Raw genomic sequence first — 21433 nt, forward strand, 5'->3', positions numbered from 1 at the left:
ATCTGATGCTGATGGTATCTAAAAAAAGTATGAGACTAATATTCCCGGTATCCTTTCTTTATTTTGCAGACGTGACAGCGCGATTCCGATCAGTTCCCGTCCGGTTGTACGTTTTTTAGATCGGGATCGTGAAAAAGGATAATTGCGGTATAAATTTCAGGAACCGGGTTTCAGGATTTTATCAACACGTTCACGGATCTCCTGATACAATGCCCTGCCCGATGCGGCATCCGGAGAATCGACCATGATCCTGACGAGAGGTTCGGTGCCCGATGCCCGGATCAACGCCCATTCGTTCTTCCGTTTGATCTTCAGGCCATCGGTCCTGTCAATAGATTCATGCCGGTAGTGTTCTGCCAGTTTATCGATAAGGAGCGATCCATGAGGGGTTGCTATCTTCTCCTTAATCATGTGCCGTGCGGGTAATTTGCGGACAAGCTCGGACAGGGTGCTTCCCGTTTCTGCCAGAAGTGCTACCATTGTCGCCGCGGTCATTCCCCCGTCGCGGCAGAACTGGTGCGCAGGGAAGATCAGGCCGCCGTTTCCTTCCCCTCCAAAGATGACCGGCTCCCCGGCCTCGATCAATTCCCGCATGGTCCGGGCCACATAGATACTCCCGACAGGGGTGTACTGGACCCGACACCCCTCCTTTTCTGCAACCATTTCCACCATCTGCGAAGTGCTGACCGGTGTCACTATCGTTCCCTTTGCCGTTTTACAGATGTGTTGTGCGATCAGGGCAAATTCATGATTCTCTTCGACAAACGCTCCCGTCTCATCAATGAAAACCGCGCGGTCGGCATCTCCGTCATGGGCAATTCCGAATGCTGCTTTGCTTGCCACGACAAGTGCAGCCAGTCCTTTTAAGCCTTCAGCCGAAGGTTCCGGCAGGCGCCCGGGAAAGGTTCCGTCCATGATCCCGTTGATGGTGAGAACCCTGCAGCCCAGAGCCTGGAGAATTGCGGGTGTTGTAGTGCATGCTGCGCCCGACCCCGGGTCAACAACAACGGTTATGCCTTTCCCCGGCAGTCCTTTGAAATGGGAGGTAATTGACCGGACATAGGTATCGACCAGGTGGGCCCCGGGCGTCTCTTTGCCTACGCGATCCCATGATTGTGTTTCGAGAGTAGTGGATTTGTCCAGTAACCCTTCGAGTTTTATCGTTTCCTCGTCGCCCATCTCGGTGCCATCGGCTTCGATAATTTTTATGCCGTTATATTCGGGAGGGTTGTGCGAGGCGGTAATCATTGCGCCGCCGGCATACTGTCCTTTTACAATATACTGGAGAGCCGGGGTGGGGAGGATTCCGCAGTCAACAACATCACAGCCGGTTGCCATGAGTCCTGCCTTGACTGCATTGATAAGAGCCGGGCCGGATGTCCTGGTATCCATTCCTACCGCGATACATCCGGGCCGCATGGTACCAAGGGCTTCGCCAATGCGGAGCGCCAGCTGGGGCGTGATCTCCTTACCAACGATCCCCCGGACGCCGTTTGTCCCGAACAGCTGTTTTGACATCTTTTTTACGGTCATCTTCGTGTAGATCCGTTCCGGTTTGTTCATTTTAATAGTCTTCGAATGCCGAAAGGGATGCAATTACGTCGTTTACGGAAGGGTTTCTCAGTATGCAGGTATCGCTGGGGAGGTCGCCGACAACGATCTTCGGGAACCTGCGTGCTTTGAAGCCTTCGATTACGGCGAAATCGATCCCGGATGATTTGAGGTAGGACAGGGTGGTATCCAGATCGTCCGAGTGGAGTGCGATGACGGTTTTTTTGGCATCGATCCCGACTGAAATGTCTGCACCACCTTCAAAAAAGAGGGTGGTGTCCTTTCCTGCATCGAGGGGAAATTCATGGTCGCCGAGGTGTTTGATCACGCCTACCCGCCCACGGCGTTTCAGTTCGGGGATGAGATTCCGGATAAACGTGGTTTTTCCGGTATTTGCCCGGCCGGCTACCTGGATTATCTTCATGGGGGGTTTCCTGTCGCAGTATCAGGAGCGGCAGGATCTACGGGGTCTGGTTCTTGTACTGGTTCTGCGGGCAGGGGTGTACCTGGTAATTCCGGGGAGGGCCCCGGTCTCTCCGCGGAGTTTTTCGGGGTATTTTGTGGGAGTATGGCCGGTGAACCATCTGATCCCGGGGTGGGTTCGGGCGAGTTCTCTTCTTCTGCACGCGTCTTTAAGATCGTTTTTGCGGTTTCCCCGACGCTCCGCATCACCCGGGTGATCCGGTCCTCGATGTCGATCTCTTCATCGATATCAAGGGTTGTTCCTTCGACTTCAAGGAGGAACCGTGAGACCTCGCTTGCTTCAAACAGGAGATCGTCCAGCTCGTCGGTGGTAAAGAATCCGCACATGGCCCCGTAAAAAAAGGTAGCACTTGCCTTACGGACTTTTTTCTTGAAAGAATGCCGGGCCTGGTTGACGGCCTGCGGGCTGTACGGCTCTTCCATGAAGGGGACGAGTTCGGGGAGGTGTTTTCCGATAAACGTCATCTCTGCCCCGCCGGATGTCCTGAAATCCGTGCATAACCTGGCAAGCGCCCATTCCCGTGCGGTGATATACGTGCGTTTCCGTAAGAACTGGTTGACTTTCCGGTAGGTGGCGCCGTCGACTTTTTTGAATTTCCGGTATTTATTAATCTCCTGTTGAATTACTGAATCGTCCATGGTATGTTCCCTGTAATTTCGATTGCGAGGAGAGTGATCAGGCTTGTCGGGTTTGATTTACAATGGTTAATAATACGTCGTTTTTATATATATCTCCATAAGGTTTATCCCGCCGTGAAAATTGGGTACTTACCTCTTTTTCAGGATCTTATTTAGGGACTTCTGAAAGAGGCGGTTTATGGGAATGGTTGTTCAGGTCAGATCTTATTATGATCCGGGGAATCTTCCCCCATGATATCGCGGATATAGTGTTTCATTTTTATGGTGGGATCTAAGTTCCCTGGATCCGGCAGCGTCTTGTCCTGCGGGTGAGCGGGATCCTGTGGAAAAGTTCCTTGTTCCTCACGGGCGGCCGGCTTGCCGTACGTGGAAGACCTATTGCTGCTCTGGGCTATGAATTGTTCGAATGCGGAGCGGGAGATACGCCATGCACGGTACGATATTTTGGTCCCGGGTAATTTTCCTGTCCGGAGCCACTGGTGGACCGTCTTTGGATGGACGCCTAGTATTCCTGCCACTTCTTTTGGGGTCAGAAACTGCGGATCGGTTACCATGCTATCTGCATTACCAATGGCTCCTTTTAATTACATAAAGCATGAGGGATCCGTTCTCCTTTTGCATGGCTCTTCCCATAGCTGACGGGCCTGAACCCTGGAATAATCGTGCCTCTTTGGTTCCAAAGGTCACCCGACAGATTCTGGCTGAGGGCTCTCCCTGTTCCGCGTCCTCTTGCATGGGGGGGCTCGCTGATGAATGATATGCGGGGATCTGAATCGGGGGATTACACCCGGTCTTTCCCTGCGGGAATCGCGGGAATAACGGGTGATGTCGTATCCCGGCTGCGATGGGGTTTTGGGCCGTTTCCCCGGTATTTGTCCCTGATATACCGTTTCGATAGTGTTTCAGGGAAAATAATCAAAAATAGTGTATAGCATCATACGGTTTATTCAATCCCGATTTTCAACACCTGGTGTCGTGAAAATAACTGAAAATTGAGCCCTGTTGGGATAACGCTGCGGTTTTTGCAGTTTTTTGCATTCCCTGATCTTGTAATGGTGTGGTATTTGGATCCCCGCCCTGCCAGGATTTTCCCGACCGTCCAGGATCGAACAGAGCAATTATTGGGGGAGATTTGCAGGCTTCAGGTCTGATCAATGATATCAAAATGAGCGGGATGCTTCGATTTTCAAAAAAAAAGATCAGTATTTCGCAGATTCCAGTCCGCGGAAGGGGCCCAAATATACGTTAACTATACCAATCGGGTGATGGTTCTTTCGTTAAAACCGGGTCATGAAAACTGCTTGCTGCATCTGCTCTGACTATATGGTTTCAATCTCATACATTGCAGCAAAGTGGAAAAATCCAAAAAAAATCCAAAATCACTCTCTTCGGAGATACAACAATTTTCCAGATTTTCTATTTTTCAGGACCACGCATCAACAAATGCCGTTTAGCGCAGGGAACCAAAATCAAAAGGCATCTTTTCACTGGAGCGATTAATGCGATCTTGAAAATGGTGACCGGGGACATCTCTTTAAAAAAGAAATGGCCCCAGATTATTCCCCGGTCTGTTTCGAGAATTCTTTTTCCCCAGGTCCTTGTGGTATCTGCAGTGTGCTCCCAGAATGTCAAAAGTAATTATCGCAATCTCATTTTCCATTGTCTGTCAGAACACGGTTCAATTGCAGCGATCTGCCTTTAAAAACAGGTATGCCCGAAATACTCTCCGTCATAAATCCAAAAATTTTCCGGATTTTCCAATAGGGTTACCGGAGTTTTTTTCCTTATTTTTTTGGGGAATTCCCTCCGAGAACAACCCCTGTTTTTCGAAGTTTTGGAAGGGCGTTCCCAGAATACTGGTGAAGATCGCGGGGGGATCTAAGTCTGATTCATGCGTTTCGGGCAGGATTATCCATCTCATTCAGCCATTATAACGGGATGTAACAAAGTGGAAAAATTTCGGATTGCTGACGGGAGAAAATTTGGATTTTCCAAAAATTTCAAAAAATACCTCCATTATAGAATATCTGCCGGATCCTCCGAATAGGCCAGGAATAACCGGGGTCTTCGTGGCAGTTCTTATTTAACAGTACTAGTGTTTTCAGGGAGATTTCAGAATGTAAGTCAAATCGGGGCCAGCAGCTGTAGTGAATCTCTGTTAACTGCCGGTGGCGCTCTCCCGTGTGTTTTTACCCATTCCTGCGACACACTCCTTTCAAGAAGCCCGTTTTAAAATTCATAAAGCCGCTCTTAATATACCCACACACGAATCTTCGGGGATAATTCGACAATCGTGCCAATAATACCCGAGCGATGAGTGGTTTATTTCGACTTGACGAGACCGCGATTTAGTCTCTGTCGAGGATATTTCCATTTGTATCCTGAACGTTCCAGAGGATCTTTGCAACAAAAAAGCAGATATTCAAAATTTTTCGAACTACCCATTAGATCAGCACGCTCGTCAGAGAGATCCATCAGTGAGCCGAACCATCGTCATCCTTCTTTTGGGCATAGTGACGGTACAGCGTTGTATATGGAATGTCCAGCATCCGTGAAATGGCGGCAAGGGAGATCTTCTTTTCTTCCAGTTCCCGGACTTTTTTCCAGGGAATCGAGCGTTTCGGGCGTCCGAGAGGAGTTCCTTCAGCCCGTGCCCGTGCTATCCCCAGTTTGGTCCGTTCGATAAGGTTTTCGCGCTCCCGGTCAGCAACCCAGGAAAATATCGAGAGCATCAGGTCCCGCAATTTTTTGTCGTCGATCCTGCTCCACGATTCTGCAGGGGAGAGCGACCAGACCCGGGTCCCGGACTCTTCCAGGGTGCGTACCATATTCAGGGTCTCGATAAACGATCTCCCCAGACGGGAAATCTCGAAAACGTAGAGGGTAATCGTCTCCCCGTGATGATCCTGGATAAACTGCATCATCTTTGAAAAACCCGCCCGTTCCTGCATCATTGATATCCCGGAGATATGATCGACATAGATGGAATCCCGGGAGAGTCCCTCCTCAATAAGGAGCAGGATCTGGTTCTCTGCGTTCTGATCTTCCCGGGACACCCGGACATATCCAATCTTTATCATAAATCTTGCCTTTTGATAAGTTATTCTTATCAAAAACAAATAAACATTTTGAATTTTAAAAACGGTCGATTTTGGAGCTATAATCGGAGCCCGATTACCCGGAACCGGTCACTTATATCAGATCCCAATGCTGGAGTTCTCCCGGAGGCAAAGGTTCGATCTGGTTTTAACTGGCGTGTTAAGGCATGGAATCCGCGTTTCAGGATCGTCCTGGTATTTTCAGAGGAACCTGGTCTCCGGGGATCCGAGGGAAAATGCTGGCAGAAATCCGGCGATACTATTTTCACCCGGATGCTGCCTTCGACGGTTTTGCGGGTTCCTGATCTGGAAAAATCGGGAAATTCCAAAATTTGTTTACCCCTCCCGGGTCTGCGGGCTACTTACCGATCGGAATTCTCCGGCAGCTTTATGTCAGACAAAACCCGTGGTCAGATATCGTCCGTGCTCCCGATCGACGTAAAACCTCCACAAACGCGTTCCTGCGGCTTTTCCCGTGTGAGATCGTATAATCCTCTAGGAAAACGAAAAGAACCCCTGTTTTGGGGCTTTGATCTTTGGGACGAAAACCCCAAAATTCAGGGTTATTTGGCAAATCAGAGAGTTCGCAGAATATGTATTCTGCGCAAACCTTTATTTATTGGCGCAAAAATAGAATAGACCATGGATAGCGGGTATTTTTCTGAGTGGCTTAAAAGCTACCGGAACTACCTGCGGATGCGGAACTACTCCAAGCGGACGCTCGACAGCTACGAGCAGGTAATCAAACATTTCGGCTACTATGTCTGGCTCCGCCGCCATACCGAGATCACCAAGCTCGTCTTCTTCTGGAAGGATTTTGAGAATGCACGACTGGACACCGGCGTCGATGTCCCGCCTGCCATGATCACGGACTTCCTCTCTTTTGTATCAACGATGCGGACCTACAAACCCAAGACCTTCCACCGGATCATCTCGACACTGAGCTCGTTTTACCGTTTCCTCTGTGTCCAGGGCGTTGTCGTAACAAATCCCTTAAGCGGCATCGAGCGCCCGCGGATCAAACAACAGGAGATAAAATACCTCAAGCACAGCCAGGTCCTCCGTCTGATCGATTCCATAGAGGACCCCCGGGACAAACTGATTGTCCGGACTATTTATTCAACGGGTGTCCGGGTCTCCGAGCTCTGCAACATGAATATCGAGGATATCGATTTCGAGGAACATACCATCCGTATCCTGGGTAAAGGCGATAAGATCCGGATTGTTTTTGTCGATGATGAGACCCTCTCAGAGATCCGGGCATATATCGGCAACCAGATCGCCGGCCCCCTCTTTATCGGGCAGCAGGGTAAGCACATATCCCCGCGTGCAATCCAGCATATCTTCAGGAATTATGCCCCCCCGGGGATTACGCCCCATAAGATCCGGCACAGCTATGCAAGCGAACTTTACCGGCGTTCGAAGAACCTCCGGGTTGTCCAGGAGAACCTCGGTCACACTTCGATAAAGACAACGGAGGTCTACCTCCATACCGATATCGACGAACGCCGCCAGGTGTACCAGCAGTTCTTCCCTCTCTCAAACGATACTGAGTAACCTTTCCGGGACTCATTTTTTTAGGATTTCCCCTGTTCAAGGTACATTTTTTTGATCGAATGACTCCCATTTTACTCCCCGCATGTCCGGACAGGCTTTGCCACAGTGTCTTTTTTCGCCGTTTTCCGGTAGTATGATCAACGGGATGAATCTCTTCAATCTGCCCTTTGATTCTGAAAATACCTGCAATCCATTGGATTTTGTGTAAGTATTCATCATCAACAGTATCCCCAAATAAACCATATAATGCTATACACTAATTAGCCCTGGAAATTATCAGTTTCTTATCGTTTCCGGCATCCCGGATACCCGGGTTTACCGTCAGAATTCACCCTCTTTTCATCCGGGAGACATGAGAGAAATCCTGCTTTGCCCGGGTCTGAAAAATTTCGGATTTTTTGGAAATTTTTTAGAAAATCCGGATCGCCGCAAATTGGAATTTCCAGAATTTTCCAAATTTCCTGTGAGTATGTTTTCGTCGAAAAAAGATGCATATTGGGAACAATCGTTCCCTATAATTCCCACAATTTTCCATTCCGTCAGATCCGGAAGAGATCCAAAAAAATCCGGATTTCCGGTTTCCTTTCTCTCTGCCTATCGCTTTAATACCATCCGTTTCCAATATTATCCCCACGCACCCCTGTAGTGTAGCGGTCAATCATGCAGGACTTTGGATCCGGCGACACCAGTTCGAATCTGGTCAGGGGTATCGTTATCGTTTGATACCATTGTGGAACCTGTTTTATACTGCTTCCCTCCATAAAACCGGGTTGTGACAAACTCCATCGGGCTGCGGTTCCGGATCTACTTTGCCATCCTCGTTGTTGTCATTGTTGCGGGCATACTCGGGATGATCGCGTTTGAACACCGGACTCCGCTTGATTCCCTGTACTTCGTAGTGGTGACCATTGCAACGGTGGGTTTTGGAGATATCTATCCTGAGACCGCCGCCGGCAAACTGCTCACAATCGGCATTATTCTCGTGGGTGTCGGCTGTTTTGTCGGCCTTGCAGCATCGGCACTCGATCTCATGATCGAAAAGCGGGAGCGGGAGACCCGGATGCAAAACCTCAACATGGTAATCGGGGTCTTCTTTTCAGAGACCGGGACCCGGCTGCTCCGGTGCTTTTCAGCACACGATCCTGCGGTCGGGAATATCCGATCCGTCCTTGTCGTATCCGATTCCTGGAGCGATGATGATTTTTCCCGGGCTGCTTCTGCCCTGACTGCGCATACCGGAACCCTCGACAGCAGGACCGTTGACCTTCCAAAACTCAAGGCATTCCTGTCATCCCGTAAGGATTTCCTGCTCTCCCTCTTTGAGAACCCCCAGATCATCGAACACGAGGAGTTTACACCCCTCCTCCAGGCAGTATTCCATCTTGCAGAAGAATTGTCGGCAAGAAAATCCCTTGACGGACTGCCGGCATCCGATTATGCTCACCTGTCGGGGGATATATCCCGGGTTTACCGGCTGCTTATTCCGGAATGGCTTGTCTACATGCGGCACTTAAAGAAGCATTACCCGTACCTCTTCTCCCTTGCAATGCGGACCAACCCCTTTGATGCGGATGCTTCTGTAATTGTCAGAAAATAAGGTCTGCTATCAACGGTGCAGGAGGCATGCGGAAAATACACTGTACCGTGGGGCTCTGTCTGGCCAGGCGCTCATGTTACTGCCTGTGATCCCCCGATGCGGGGCGGAATTTCCCCGGGGGAATGCGGATCTCGAACCGCGCCCCTTTGCCCGGCGGGTTCGTCTGGTCGATTGCGATATCCGTAAGCATGAGGATCTCGCGGGAGAGGAAGAGACCAAGACCAGTATGTTTTCCAAATCCCTGCTCGAATAACCGTTCCTGGTCTTCTGCCGGGATTCCGACCCCGTCGTCCTCCACTGCGATAACCAGTGCCCCGCTATCAGGATACGATGTCACGGTAACGGCAGTCAGGTTTTTGCCGCCGTACCGTATGGCATTGTCGAGCAGGTTATAGAAGACCCGCTCCAGCATCTGGTCGGCATAGACCTCGGTGGATTCGACCGTGATCGCAAACCTGACCTGATCGAAGAAGACCTGGGTCTTTGCCCGGCGGATGATTGTATCGACGTTCTGCCATATCGGGGCACGGGAGCCAAGCTGCTGGTACTCCCGCGTGAAAGCGAGCTGTTCGTGCATGGCATTTACCGCAGCCTCCTGTTTTTCCAGGTATTCAGACAGGGCCTCGGGAGAAAGGGGTTTACGGAGGAGCGCGATATAGCCATGCACGATCATCAGTTTGTTCTCCAGATCATGGCGGGTGATCCGGGTGAGGAGGTTGATCTTCTTGTTGGCCGTAAGGAGCGAGAGTTCCGCCTGCTTGCGGCCGGTCACCTCCCGAAAGATGCACAGGTATCCTTTTGAGCCTGTACCTTCAGGATCGAGCGGGATCATCTGGACATCGTAAAACCGGGGCGTGTCGTCATGAATGATCTGGATCTCCTGTTCCGGTATTTTCTGATCTGGGGGGCGGTAGATCCCTGCGGTCTCGGGAACAAGGGATGCAAGGTTTTTGCCTATCGCAGATGCAGCCCGCATGCCGGTGAGCTGTTCTGCTGCGGGATTGAGGTCAATGACCCGGAATTCTTTGTCCAGAACAAAAACGCCGTCGTGGAGTGTCGAGAATACGCGGGAGTAGGCAACCGGCACGGCAGAGAAGAGCTGGTACCGGAGCAGTCCTGCCGAGATGATGACCCCGGTCAGGAAGAACGCCACGGGTGTCAGGTCGTAGTCCGGTAAGGGTGCTGCGTGGAGGATATAGGCAATATTGAGAAGGAACGGGATAGCTGCTGCAATTACCAGAATAATGGACTCCCAGCGATAGAATTTATGTCCCGAGAGGTACCTCCCGGCCACCAGGAAGAGGGCAGCCAGGCCAACGACATAGTTGTATGCAATCAGGATCAAAAACAGCGGCCCGTGATCGTAGACCCAGATCAGGGTACCCCCTCCCGTCTCCATATGGAACCCCGTGTAGTAGAGCAGATGCACGGGGTTGGTATAGACGAGGAGGCAGACCAGCGCAGGGACAATAAAGAAGAGCGGGACGATCTTTTTTGTGAGATAATGCTCCCTGCCGGAGTAGACAAAGGCAATAAAGAGCAGTGCTACCGGCACGGTCATCATTGCCGGGTATTCGATATTGTTGATCAAAAGGACCGTCTGGAGCTGGGTGCTCATCAGCTCGCATGCCGAACCCAACAGCCAGACGGTCTCAGCTGCCATAAAGAGGACAAACGGCCGGGCGATTGGGAGAGCACGGTTGTAGTACCCGATGACCGCGAAACCTGCAGAGAGGATCCCGCAGGAAAGCAGAAGCACTACCATGGGTGAGAACTGGAGTATCATATGCCGACCTTCTGGTGCTGCAGCTGGTTCCAATGCGAGGCCGGGCTGCCGGTGACTATCTCTCTGATTATTTCATAAATACCGGTTCATAAATCACGCGATATTGATCCGATCCCCGATCAGATGTAAAAAAGGGCAGGATTGGGATTGATAAAAAATGATCCTCGTGGGAGTCCTTAACAGTGGCACCGGAAAAGATCCCTGACCAGGTCCGGTATCTCCGAGGGCCGTGAAGCAACCGGGATATCCATCTTCTTAAGCCGGGCGATCTTCGACTTCGCATCGCTCTCCCCGCCTTCCACAATAGCCCCGGCATGGCCCATCCGTTTATCCGGCGGTGCCGAGACGCCGGCAATGTAGGCAACGAGCGGCACATCGGTGTTCTGTGCGCCTTCCGCTTCGAGGTTCCCGCCCACTTCGCCAATGAGGACAACCGCCTTGGTCTCCGGATCGTCCGCGAACCGGGCGAGCACATCCTCAAAGGTCTGGCCGATCACCGGGTCGCCGCCGATCCCGACCACCGTGCTCTGGCCGATACCGGCCCGGGTGAGCTCGTCCACGACCTCGTACGTGAGCGTCCCGCTCCGGGAGATGACCCCCACGTGGCCGCGCGAAAAGAGCCCTGCCGGCATGATCCCCATCTTTACTTCCCCGGGCGAAAGGAGGCCCGGGCAGTTGGGGCCGATCACGGCGCAGCCCTGCATCTTTGCATAGGCAATGGCCTTCATCGTGTCGTGCACCGGGACATGCTCGGTGATCGCGACCACCAGTTCGAGGCCGGCATCTGCCGCTTCCATGATGGAGTCAGCCGCCGCACCGCCCGGCACAAAGACTACGCCGGTGGTTGCATCCTGCTCGCGCAGCGCCTCTTTTACCGTGTTGTACACCGGGACCCCGTGGACGGTCTGGCCGCCTTTCTTTGGCGTGACCCCGGCGACAACTCCTTTCCCGCCTACCTGTCGGGCGTACTCGTTCATGAGGTTGATATGGTACTCGCCCTGCCGGCCGGTTGCGCCGGTTACGATGATGCCGGTCTTCTTGTCCCCGTAGATCATGGTGCCACCTCCACGGCCTTTTTTACCACAAGATCCATGGTGTCGAGCATCTCGTAGCCCTTCTCCGAGAGGAGCTTTCGCCCCTCTTCTGCATTGGTCCCTGCGATCCGCACAATAACCGGTACGGAAACACCGGACGCGATGATACCCCGGGCAACCTCGTCGCACCGGGTGATCCCGCCGAGCAGGTTCACCACGATGACTTTTACCGTTGGCACGCTTGCGACAAGGCGCACCGCGTGCATCACGCGCTCGCTGTCCGCACCGCCCCCGACATCGAGGAAGTCCGCAGCCTTGCCACCATAATACCCGATGAGGTCGAGCGTGGACATCGTAAGGCCCGCACCGTTCCCGATGACGCCGATGCTGCCGTCCAGCTCCACAAACGAGAAGCCGTGTTTCTCTGCTTCCCGCTCGCGCTCGGAGAGGTCGCGGTTGATCGCAATCCCCTGCCGGGCAAGACTGTTGTCGTCCACAATCAGTTTCGCGTCTGCTGCGTACACGCCGTCCGGTGTGGTGACGAGCGGGTTGATCTCGGCAAGCAGGGCATCTTTCTTGCAGAAGACATGGTAGAGCCGGTTGACCGCCTTCTGGATATCGGCCGGCGCATTCCCGCAGAGCTCGCGCAGGAGGAACCCCGGCACGTCGGGCAGGATCGGGCAGAAACTGACCGACCGGATTGCGTCTTTCGAACTCTTTGCCGTCTGCTCGATGTCCACGCCGCCGGTCTCTGCAAAGAGGATCACGGGCTGTTTCTTTGCCCGGTCGATCGTAATGCTCACGAAATACTCGTGCTGGATGGCGAGACGCTCTTCGATCAGGATCCTTTGCACCGGGACGCCCTTGATGGTCGTATTGAAGAGTTTGCGTGCCGTCTCGATGACGGTATCTTTGTCGGCCATCAGAACGCCGCCGGCCTTTCCCCTGCCGCCGACATCCACCTGGGCTTTTACCGCAACCTTTGCCGGCATTGCGTCCATGTGGAGGAGGATCTCCTCGTGCTTGCTTACCAGGATGCCCTTTGGCACCCTGATTCCTTCTTCGCTAAAGAGCTGCTTTGCCTCGTACTCCAGTAGTTTCATGCCTTCTTTCCTCCTGCATGGGCGATCCCGAGTTCCATGGCTTTCGTGTTGAGCGATTCGGTACCTTTCGGAACGGAATCGAGGATGGCTTTTTTGAGCGCATCTTCGCTCACTACCCGGGTATACCCGACAAGGGCCCCGAGCATCACGATGTTTGCCACGATGTCCCGCCCGAGCACGGACTTTGCCTCGGCGGTTGCCGGGACCTCGTGGTACGTGCAGCCGGGCCGGGAATGGACAAGCGTGGAATCGAGGATCATTACTGCCTCCTTCCGGGCCGCAGAGCCGTACTTCTCGAATCCTTCCTGCGACATGATCACAAATACGTCGGGGTCAGCCACCTTGGGGTACAGGATCTCGTCGTCGTCGATGATCACGGCGCTCATCGATGCCCCGCCCCGGGCCTCGGGCCCGTATACCTGCGTCTGGACGGCGAACTTGTGGTCGTACATCACGGCCGCCCGGCCGAGAATAACTGCGGAAAGGATGATCCCCTGCCCGCCAAACCCGGAGAACCTGACCTCGCGCCTCATGGTGCGGCCTCCTTTTTTGGGATGCCCATTGCGGGCCGGCTGCGTTTCATAAGCTCCCCGATCACGTACATGTCCTCGGGAACTGCCTCGCCCTGTTCGAGCATCCGGTCCCGTTTTGCCTTCAAGAGGGAATGGGCTTTGATGTACTCGATCTGGTCGGAGACCTTCTTGAACTTGTTCCGGCGCCCGAAGTTTGTCGGGCACTGGACGAGCGCCTCGATAAACGAGAGCCCCGGGGTTTCAAGGCCGGTCTTTACCGCCCGTTCGAGTTCCTTGACATGGTACGAGCTCCACCGGGCAACGTAGTTTGCCCCGGCGGCTATTGCCAGTTCACAGAGATCGAATGCCGGCTCGGCACACCCATAGGGTGTCGTGGTCGAGAGGCAGCCCCGGGGGGTGGTCGGGCTCCCCTGCCCGCCGGTCATCCCGTAGATCTGGTTGTTCATGCAGACGACTGTGATATCGATGTTTCTCCGGCAGGCGTGGATGAAATGGTTCCCGCCGATTGCCGCAAGGTCGCCATCGCCGGTAAAGACGACCACGTGGAGGTCCGGCCGCGCCATCTTGACCCCGGTTGCAAAAGCAAGCGCCCGCCCGTGGGTTGTGTGGAGCGAATCGGTAACAATGTAGCCCGGCGCCCGTGAAGAACACCCGATCCCCGAGACAAAGACAGTCTCCTCCTTCTTCCAGCCCATCGAATCAACGGCAGCGAGCGTGCAGTTGATGATTGTGCCATTCCCGCAGCCGGCGCAGTAGATGTGGGGGAGCCGGTCCTGCCGGAGCCACTCGTTGAAGCTCATGCGCCTGCCTCCAGGATCTTCCAGAGTTCTTTTGGCGTGTGGAGTTCCCCGCCCAGTTTCGGGACGGAGAGAACCGGCACCTTCGCGTGCCTCTCGATCTCCCGGGCAATCTGGCCGAGGTTGAGTTCGGGGACGATGAACCTCTGTGCGTTTGTAAAGATCGAGAGCGCATGGACCGGGAACGGCCAGACCGTGCGGATCCGCAAAAACCCGATCGAATCCCGGGGGTGATCGTGGAGCACCTGCTGGACAGTGCGGACCGGGGAACCGTAGGCAATAAAGACCTGTTCTGCATCGGGGTCGACCACATCGAAGTCCGCGAGTTTCTCTGACGCCAGTTCGATCTTGTCCACCAGGCGCTTTACGAGTGCTGCATGCAGGCCGGGGTTCGTGGCGCTGGGAAAGCCCCTCTCGTCATGGGTGAGGCCGGTGACGTGGGTGCCGTACCCGTTCCCGAACCGGGGAAATCCCGGGATGAGGGTCTTCTCATCCGGTCTGAACGGCGGCGTCCCCGGAACAAAGGCCGGCCTTTCGGTATGCGCAACGGAATCGGGGATGATAATGCGTTCCCTCATGTGCCCGATCACTTCGTCGGCCATCAAAAAGACCGGTACGCGGTATTCGTCTGCGAGGTTGAACGCCTTTGCCGTAAGGTCGTACATCTCCTGTACGCTTGCCGGGGAGAGGGCGATTACCGCATAATCGCCGTGCGACCCGAACCGGCACTGCATCATGTCGCCCTGTGCCGCCATGGTGGGCTGCCCGGTCGAGGGCCCGCCCCGCTGGACGTTTACTACCACGCAGGGGGTCTCGGTCATCGCTGCGTACCCGATATTTTCCATCATGAGGGAAAAGCCCGGCCCGCTCGTGGCAGTCATTGCCCGGGCGCCGGTCCATGAAGCCCCGATAACAGAGGCGATGCTCGCGAGCTCGTCCTCCATCTGGATAAAGACCCCGCCTTTTTTCGGGAGCTTTGCCGCCATGTGCTCGGCAATCTCTGTCGAAGGGGTGATAGGGTATCCCCCGAAGAACCGGCAGCCTGCCGCAAGGGCCCCTTCCGCCGAGGCGATATTACCCTGCCAGAATTCCGTCCGCGTCAATATTCAATCGCCACCTTGTGGGGTTCGTAGGGCTCCTCTTCAACCCAGTGGATCGCCTGGTCCGGGCAGGTGAGCTGGCAGACCCCGCAGAGCTGCCTCCCGTAGAGGTGCCGGAGCCGGCAGTTGGTGCAGCGCTCGGGCCGGTCGAGTTCCGGTACCACGATTCCCCGCCGGTTGGGGCGTTTGCCCTCCTTGAAGATCCGGTAGGGGCAGACCTGGGTACAGAGGTTGCAGCCCTTGCACCGGGTCTCGTCGATGGCAAGCTTCATGTGATGATATCCTATGTATGTAGCCGTTGAGGCGAAAAAAACCTATTTGTCCGTGCATTTTTCCGCAGGGCCTGCACCGGCGGCGGCCCGCGCCCGGTTCTCTACCTCAGAGAAGAGATCGTTTCCCGCGGAATCGATCCCCACAACGAGCGGCAGCCGGTCGAGCTCGATTGCCCAGACGGCTTCGGCCATGCCGAGATCCGGGAAGTACTCCCCGACAAGTTTCATGTGGGAAGCTGCAAGGGCCGCGCAACCGCCGGTAAAGGCAAAGTACACGCCCCTCCCTTTGAGCTGCTCCCGGACTGCCGGGCCCATGCCGCCTTTCCCGATCAGCGCCCGCACGCCCTTTGCAAACAGGAACCCCGAGAGGGAATTCATCCGTGCCGATGTTGTCGGCCCGGCAGCGATAATGGTCTTTTCCCTGACGACCGGCCCGCAGTGGTAGATTACGGCACCTTTTGGATCGAACGGGATGCCGTCTTGTTGCATGCGCAGGTGCGCCTCGTCCCGCGCCGTATAGACTACCCCCGAGAGCTCGACATGGTCCCCGGCCCGGAGGGCAAGGACTTCGTCGCCGAGGGGAGTGTGCAGGTGCACGGCCTCTTTTGTCACCATTTCACCTCCACGGTTGCGTGCCGGTTCGCCCAGCACTGGACATTGACTGCTACGGGAAGCGATGCGGTGTGGCAGGACGAGGTCCTGACCTTGACCGCAAGCGCCGTCGTCCTCCCGCCAAGGCCCATCGGGCCGATCCCGAGCCGGTTTACCGCATCGCAGAGCTGCTGCTCGAACGCCGTCATGGTATCGACCGGATATAAGAGCGCCTCTTTTGCAAGCGCAGCCGCGAGATCGAAGGTCCCGCCGATCCCTACCCCGAGGATGACCGGCGGGCAGGGCCGGCCCCCGGCGATAAGCATCGTCCCGGTGACCACCTCCGGGATCTTCTCTTTCTGGGACGGGAGGAGCATCACAATCCTCGACACATTCTCCGCCCCGGCCCCTTTGGGCAGCACCGTGACGGTCAGCCGCTCCCCGGGCCGCACATGTATGACAGGCATCCCGGATCCGCTATTATCTCCGGAGTTATGTCGGGTGAGCGGGTCGACCACGTTTGGCCGGAGCGGGATAGCCTCCGTTGCCCGGCGGACGCCTTCGGCAACGGCATCGTAGAGTTCCTGCGTAAGCGGGACCTCTTTTGGGATCGTGAGATAGACGACCGGCACTCCCGTGTCCTGGCACATCGGCACCCCGAGCCGTTCCGCGGTTTTGATATTTGCGAGGATATTGGCAAACTCTCCCTTAGCCACCTCATCGGTCTCTTGAGCGGCAGCCCGTTTGATAACCGCGAGCACATCCGGCGGGAGGCGGATCACTGCGCTCCGGTATGCCGCGGACGTGGCTGTGGCAAGCGCATCGAAAAGGGGGGAGTGTTCCGGCGTTTGCATTCAATTATACTGGGAGGCGCGGGTTATAAAGGAGAGGGCTTTTGCGGGCCGGTGATCCGGACCTCGCGGTCTGTCATAAACAACAGTTCCAAAAAAGCTCAAAAAATAATCGGTAAAAAAAATTACTTCTTGCCGCCCTTTTTGTGGTCGGCACCTTTTGCATCTGCGCCCTTTGCTGCCTCGGCCTTTGCCGGTTCAGCCTTTGCGGGGCCTTTTCCACCCTTGTGGTCAGCACCCTTTGCCGCCTCGGCTCCCTTTGCCGGTTCTGCCGCTGCTGCTTCCGTCTCGGCTTCGACCTTGACCGGTGCTGCGATCTTATCGCCGGCGATCTTCGGTGCCGCAACGATCCTGCCGCTGACCTTGATGGTGTGAACCTTTAAGTGCGACGGGCTCGGGAGCTTGTGTGCGCCGTTTCTCATTGCCGCCTTGATCTTATCCAGGTACTGGGCCGTGGAAAAGACCGTGAAGATGACCTGGCCGGCCTCGACACGGGCTGCCGTGCCGACAGCCTTGCCGAATGCAAGGCGCATGCCTTCCGACACACGGTCTGCACCTGCGCCGGTTGCCTGCTTGTTCTCGCGGAGCACGTGGTGCGGGAAGACCCTGACCTTGAAGTGGAAGTTCGTCCTGCCTACATCCTTTAAGAGTTTCCTGTTGATGGAGATACGGGATGCCTCAAGGGCGCTGTGCCGGATCTGGCAGGTCTCTTCGACGATCAGGTCAACTTCGGTCGGGAACTCCTGCGAGAGGTTTCCCATCTCGAACTGTACGATCTTATTGCCGGGAACCCCGCCCATATATTCGCGCCGCGTATAGGCTTTCTTTGCAAGGTTCCTGTACATCTTTCCCGGTTTTCTTACCATCGAGTCCTACTCCTAGTGTATGAATAGTAAACGCAGGCACGGAACTGGCAGGGATACTTGCTGCCATCGTGCCGGCACACTTCACAAACTGCTTCTATAAAATAGGGATGGCGCGTATTAAACCTTACTGGACTGCGCAGTTCCTGCTGATCTGGTCAAGGATATCGCGCCTGAGCTCTGCGAATTCCGGGTTCGTGCGGTCCCGGGGCCGGGGGAGTTCGATGGAGACCGTCCTGCATACCTTTCCCGGGCGGGGCGAGAGGACAATGATACGGTCGGAGAGGTAGACCGCCTCGTCCACGCTGTGGGTGATGAAGATGATGGTTTTTTTGGTCTTCTCCCAGATCCCCAAAAGCTCGGTCTGGAGCATGTTTCTTGTCTGCGCGTCGAGCGCCCCGAACGGTTCGTCCATTAACAGGAGCACCGGGTCGAGTGCGAGTGCCCGGGCTACCGCCACCCGCTGGCGCATCCCGCCGGAGAGTTCCGCCGGGTAACTGGTCTTGAACGCGCTCAGGTTGACAAGGCTCAGGTACTGTTCTGCAATCCGGTACCGCTCCTCCCTTGGCACGCCTTTCATTTCAAGGCCGAACGCGATGTTGTCGAGCACGCTCCTCCACGGGAAGAGCGAGTATTCCTGGAAGACAAACCCGATCTTCGGGTTCGGGCCCTTCATCTCTTCTCCGTCGAGGACAATGGATCCGCCCTCGGGGGTGTCGAGACCGGCAATAAGGCGTAAAAGCGTAGTCTTTCCGCAGCCGGACGGCCCGAGAATACAGACAAACTCCTTGTCCTTTACTTCAAGGCTGACATGGTCGAGTGCCGTCAGTTCGGTATTGTCGTCTTTTCTGAAGGCCTGTGTTAAGTCTTTGATGACCAGGTGTCCCATGGTGTCAGGCCACCTCCTTTACCTGCCAGCGCAGGAAATGCCGGTTCATGTAATGCCGGAATCCCATATCGATCACAAGGCCGATGAAACCGAGCAGTAACATATACACTACCACGCTGTCCATCTGGTGCAGGTCGTAGTAGAACCAGAGCGCCATGCCGAGGCCGTTGTTGGAGACCCCGAAGAGCTCTGCCGCGACAAGGCACATCCACCCCACGCCCGTTGCAATGCGGATCCCTGACGCAATCGAGGGCAGGGCTGCGGGAAACGCAACGTGCCGGATGAGCGACAGGTTTTTTGTACACCCGAGCATCCGGCCGGCCTCGACGTAAATTTTCGGGACGCTCCGAAACCCGCTGTAGGTGTTGATGACAATGGGAAAGACCGCCCCGATAAAGATAACAAATCCCGCCGACGATGCAGTCAGGCCAAACCAGATGATCGCAAACGGGATCCAGGCTAAGGGAGGGATCGGGCGGAGGAGTTCGACGACCGGGTCGAGAAAAGCATCGAACTTCCGGCTCCAGCCCATGGCAATGCCGATGGGAATTCCCACGACAAGCGCAGCCCCGATACCGATGATGAAGTGCTCCATACTCACTTCAAAGTCCAAAAGCAGCCTGCCTTTTTCAATCAGGCCGATAAATGCAAGGAAGACATCCGGAGGAGAGGGCAGGATAAACGGGTTGGCGACGATAATGACGGCCGCAATCTCCCATACGATAAGGACCAGCAGCAGGGCACACAGTCCCAGCCACCGGTAATTATTTTTCCCGTTTTCCGTAACCATCGCCGTACTTCCTTTGTGGAATATATAAGTAATAACCGGCCTGCCTGTGAGTGGCGCCCGGCCTTAAACTGGCTCTGTAGAATTGAGGGGAGCTGCTAAAAATAAGTGTTGGTACCGGCGACAGAGGCCGGTCCCTTTGTCATTACTTCTGGTACAGGGTCAGGTCAAAGAGGTCGGCCTCTGTCAGGTTCTTCTTGATATACCCGTTCTGGTACTGGAATGCTGCGTAATCGAGGACCGGCTGGACGATGATGTTCGGGTCCGATGCCCAGTTGCCGTCCCACTCCTGTAAGGATGCCTGCACATCGGTGAGTTTTGCGCCGGTCTTGTTCGCGTAGATTGCTGCGGCTTCGTTAAGGTTTGCCTCGTTCCAGGCAACCGCCTTGTTGTTGGTCTGGATGATCTGTTTTACGATCTCGGGGTGCTCCCGGATCAGCTTGCCGCTCACGACAAGGACACAGCAGGTGTGGTTGGGGTACATCTCACCGGAGTGGACCACGATCTTTCCTGCGCCCTGGTTCACGATCACGCTCGGGTTGGGTGTCGGCAGGAAGACTGCATCGACTTTTCCTGCGGTAAGTGCGGTTGCCGCATCTCCCGCGGAGGACATTCCCTTGATCGTGACATCGGTTCCGGGCGTAAGGTTATTCTTTGAGAGCCAGTTGCGTAGGACCGTATCCTGGATAGTCCCTGCCGGGAAGGTCGCGATGGTCAGGCCCTTGAGGCTCTGGGGGCCGGAGTAGGTGAGGCCGTTTCTGATGACAAGGTCGGACCCCTGGGTGTTGACACCGGCAACGATCTTTGCGTCAAGGCCGGTACTGATGGCCGAGAGGACCGGTGCTGCGCCGACATAGGCGACATCGATCTGGTTGGCGAGCATGGCCTGCATTTCAGGTGCGCCGGTCGGGAAGACCGTGTCGGTGACGTTCGTGACGCCGTACTGGGCGAGATCCTGTGCATACCAGCCCTTGTTCATGGCGGTGATCTCAGCCATCTGGTGGGTGCTGGGCTGGTACCCGATCCGGATATCCTTTACCGGTGCGGCAGTCCCCGGGGACCCCGCGGTGCCGGACTGCTGCGTGCAGCCGGCGGCAACAATAACGAGCACGAGGGCGAGCGCGAGAAGTGCGGCTGCCCCGATCTTTGGAAACTTCATACCCACGGGTTACCCGCGCTATCATAAAAAAGGGTATTATTCAGGCAGTTTTTCTCTCCTTTTGGGGTTTAAAATCCAAAAAATTATCCCAATACGATAATGTATTGGCCTGTATTGTCCATTTTTTGGGGCCGAAGTGCCTCCGGGTTTGGACACAAAAGAACATTTTTACTTCTGGATTCTCCAATTGTACTATTGTCATGACACACGTGGACCCGATCGACCGGCTCATGCGCGCGGCCCTCTCCTCGGACGAGGAGTTTGTCGCAACCCTAAACGATCTCATGAAAAACGACCTGCGCATCAGCGTCCGCGACCTTGCGGAAAAGAGCGGGATCGCCCAGAGTTCGCTCTATAAGATCCTGCATAATGAACGCTCCCCCAATCTCTCGACCCTGCGGGATATCGTCCGGGCCCTGCGCCAGTTCTACCGCGTGGGCGACGAGCACTTCATCGGCCTGATCGCAGCCCGGCCGGTGCTCGAAAGCGTGGAGGAGCGCCTTGCCGATGTGGACGGCCACCGGATGCGGGTCCGGGAATACCCGGTCCATACCATGGAGGACGCGATTGTCGGGGCGGTCCGGGCCGAGCGGGAAGGGGCGATTGCAATTGTCTGCGCCCCCATCGTCTCAAGCATCATCGAGCAGCTCGTCCATGTGCCCGTGGCGACGATTGTCCCCCGGGAATCGGTCCAGCGGGCAATAGAACTTGCGGCCCGGAAGGCGTGGATTTAATCGATCCGC

General features: G+C 55.2%; 22 protein-coding genes and 1 tRNA gene. 4 read left to right on the forward strand and 19 right to left on the reverse strand.

Going from position 1 to position 21433, the window contains the following annotated elements; all coding sequences use genetic code 11:
• Window positions 1-156: 156 nt before the first annotated feature.
• The 6 genes from glmM to BP758_RS10305 all read right to left on the reverse strand — a co-directional run bounded on the left by glmM (window position 157) and on the right by BP758_RS10305 (window position 5753).
• Window positions 157-1563: a phosphoglucosamine mutase gene (gene glmM, locus BP758_RS10280; protein ID WP_292370792.1), complete on the reverse strand. Its 1407-nt coding sequence runs from the start codon at window positions 1561-1563 to the stop codon at window positions 157-159.
• Window position 1564: 1 nt separating this feature from the next.
• On the reverse strand, window positions 1565-1975 hold the full coding sequence (mobB, locus tag BP758_RS10285) for a molybdopterin-guanine dinucleotide biosynthesis protein B (RefSeq protein ID WP_292370793.1): 411 nt from the start codon (window positions 1973-1975) through the stop codon (window positions 1565-1567).
• Window positions 1972-2673 (reverse strand): DUF5806 family protein, encoded by a 702-nt coding sequence (locus tag BP758_RS10290; RefSeq protein ID WP_292370794.1) that lies wholly within the window; start codon window positions 2671-2673, stop codon window positions 1972-1974. The genes mobB and BP758_RS10290 overlap by 4 nt, the downstream gene beginning before the upstream one ends.
• Before the next feature lie 197 nt (window positions 2674-2870).
• The gene (locus tag BP758_RS10295) at window positions 2871-3227 is read right to left on the reverse strand and encodes a helix-turn-helix domain-containing protein (RefSeq protein ID WP_292370795.1); all 357 of its coding nucleotides are present in this window, start codon (window positions 3225-3227) and stop codon (window positions 2871-2873) included.
• A gap of 1175 nt (window positions 3228-4402) precedes the next feature.
• Window positions 4403-4594 (reverse strand): hypothetical protein, encoded by a 192-nt coding sequence (locus BP758_RS10300; RefSeq protein ID WP_292370796.1) that lies wholly within the window; start codon window positions 4592-4594, stop codon window positions 4403-4405.
• Between the two features lie 553 nt (window positions 4595-5147).
• Window positions 5148-5753 (reverse strand): recombinase family protein, encoded by a 606-nt coding sequence (locus BP758_RS10305; protein ID WP_292370797.1) that lies wholly within the window; start codon window positions 5751-5753, stop codon window positions 5148-5150.
• A gap of 660 nt (window positions 5754-6413) precedes the next feature.
• Between BP758_RS10305 and xerA the strand changes: the two genes are divergently transcribed.
• The 3 genes from xerA to BP758_RS10320 all read left to right on the forward strand — a co-directional run bounded on the left by xerA (window position 6414) and on the right by BP758_RS10320 (window position 8925).
• Window positions 6414-7328: a site-specific tyrosine recombinase/integron integrase gene (xerA, locus tag BP758_RS10310; protein WP_292370798.1), complete on the forward strand. Its 915-nt coding sequence runs from the start codon at window positions 6414-6416 to the stop codon at window positions 7326-7328.
• 636 nt (window positions 7329-7964) lie between these two features.
• Window positions 7965-8037: transfer RNA gene (locus BP758_RS10315), tRNA-Gln, on the forward strand.
• Between the two features lie 63 nt (window positions 8038-8100).
• Complete coding sequence (locus tag BP758_RS10320; RefSeq protein ID WP_292370799.1) at window positions 8101-8925, forward strand: potassium channel family protein; 825 nt, start codon at window positions 8101-8103, stop codon at window positions 8923-8925.
• A 76-nt stretch (window positions 8926-9001) separates the two neighbouring features.
• On the opposite strand, the gene BP758_RS10325 is transcribed toward BP758_RS10320, so the two are convergent.
• The 13 genes from BP758_RS10325 to BP758_RS10385 all read right to left on the reverse strand — a co-directional run bounded on the left by BP758_RS10325 (window position 9002) and on the right by BP758_RS10385 (window position 20690).
• The gene (locus tag BP758_RS10325) at window positions 9002-10690 is read right to left on the reverse strand and encodes a histidine kinase N-terminal 7TM domain-containing protein (protein ID WP_292370800.1); all 1689 of its coding nucleotides are present in this window, start codon (window positions 10688-10690) and stop codon (window positions 9002-9004) included.
• Between the two features lie 197 nt (window positions 10691-10887).
• Window positions 10888-11766 carry a succinate--CoA ligase subunit alpha gene (gene sucD, locus BP758_RS10330; protein ID WP_292370801.1) on the reverse strand — a complete coding sequence of 293 codons (879 nt, stop codon included), beginning with the start codon at window positions 11764-11766 and terminating at the stop codon, window positions 10888-10890.
• Window positions 11763-12848 (reverse strand): succinate--CoA ligase subunit beta, encoded by a 1086-nt coding sequence (locus BP758_RS10335; RefSeq protein WP_292370802.1) that lies wholly within the window; start codon window positions 12846-12848, stop codon window positions 11763-11765. Before BP758_RS10335 ends, sucD begins: the two co-directional genes overlap by 4 nt.
• A complete protein-coding gene (locus BP758_RS10340) occupies window positions 12845-13381 on the reverse strand; it encodes a 2-oxoacid:acceptor oxidoreductase family protein (protein WP_292370803.1) in 537 nt (178 codons plus the stop codon). The genes BP758_RS10335 and BP758_RS10340 overlap by 4 nt, the downstream gene beginning before the upstream one ends.
• Window positions 13378-14181, reverse strand: a complete 804-nt coding sequence (locus BP758_RS10345; RefSeq protein WP_292370804.1) for a thiamine pyrophosphate-dependent enzyme — start codon at window positions 14179-14181, stop codon at window positions 13378-13380. The genes BP758_RS10340 and BP758_RS10345 overlap by 4 nt, the downstream gene beginning before the upstream one ends.
• The gene (locus tag BP758_RS10350; RefSeq protein ID WP_292370805.1) at window positions 14178-15281 is read right to left on the reverse strand and encodes a 2-oxoacid:acceptor oxidoreductase subunit alpha; all 1104 of its coding nucleotides are present in this window, start codon (window positions 15279-15281) and stop codon (window positions 14178-14180) included. Before BP758_RS10350 ends, BP758_RS10345 begins: the two co-directional genes overlap by 4 nt.
• On the reverse strand, window positions 15278-15550 hold the full coding sequence (locus BP758_RS10355; RefSeq protein WP_292370806.1) for a 4Fe-4S dicluster domain-containing protein: 273 nt from the start codon (window positions 15548-15550) through the stop codon (window positions 15278-15280). Before BP758_RS10355 ends, BP758_RS10350 begins: the two co-directional genes overlap by 4 nt.
• A gap of 42 nt (window positions 15551-15592) precedes the next feature.
• Window positions 15593-16165, reverse strand: a complete 573-nt coding sequence (locus BP758_RS10360; RefSeq protein ID WP_292370807.1) for a FumA C-terminus/TtdB family hydratase beta subunit — start codon at window positions 16163-16165, stop codon at window positions 15593-15595.
• The gene (locus BP758_RS10365) at window positions 16159-16995 is read right to left on the reverse strand and encodes a fumarate hydratase (RefSeq protein WP_292370808.1); all 837 of its coding nucleotides are present in this window, start codon (window positions 16993-16995) and stop codon (window positions 16159-16161) included. Before BP758_RS10365 ends, BP758_RS10360 begins: the two co-directional genes overlap by 7 nt.
• A gap of 122 nt (window positions 16996-17117) precedes the next feature.
• On the reverse strand, window positions 17118-17858 hold the full coding sequence (locus BP758_RS10370) for a 50S ribosomal protein L16 (RefSeq protein ID WP_349680509.1): 741 nt from the start codon (window positions 17856-17858) through the stop codon (window positions 17118-17120).
• 124 nt (window positions 17859-17982) lie between these two features.
• Entirely contained in the window at window positions 17983-18744 is a 762-nt protein-coding gene (locus BP758_RS10375; RefSeq protein ID WP_292370809.1) for an ABC transporter ATP-binding protein, read from the reverse strand.
• A gap of 4 nt (window positions 18745-18748) precedes the next feature.
• Window positions 18749-19534, reverse strand: a complete 786-nt coding sequence (locus tag BP758_RS10380) for an ABC transporter permease (RefSeq protein ID WP_292370810.1) — start codon at window positions 19532-19534, stop codon at window positions 18749-18751.
• 142 nt (window positions 19535-19676) lie between these two features.
• Complete coding sequence (locus tag BP758_RS10385; RefSeq protein WP_292370811.1) at window positions 19677-20690, reverse strand: ABC transporter substrate-binding protein; 1014 nt, start codon at window positions 20688-20690, stop codon at window positions 19677-19679.
• A gap of 200 nt (window positions 20691-20890) precedes the next feature.
• Here BP758_RS10385 and BP758_RS10390 point away from each other — a divergent pair, with 200 nt between their 5' ends.
• A complete protein-coding gene (locus tag BP758_RS10390; RefSeq protein ID WP_292370812.1) occupies window positions 20891-21424 on the forward strand; it encodes a helix-turn-helix domain-containing protein in 534 nt (177 codons plus the stop codon).
• The last annotated feature ends 9 nt before the right edge of the window (window positions 21425-21433 follow it).

Origin of the sequence: Methanoregula sp. UBA64 (assembly GCF_002502735.1) — an archaeon.
Classification (GTDB): domain Archaea; phylum Halobacteriota; class Methanomicrobia; order Methanomicrobiales; family Methanospirillaceae; genus Methanoregula.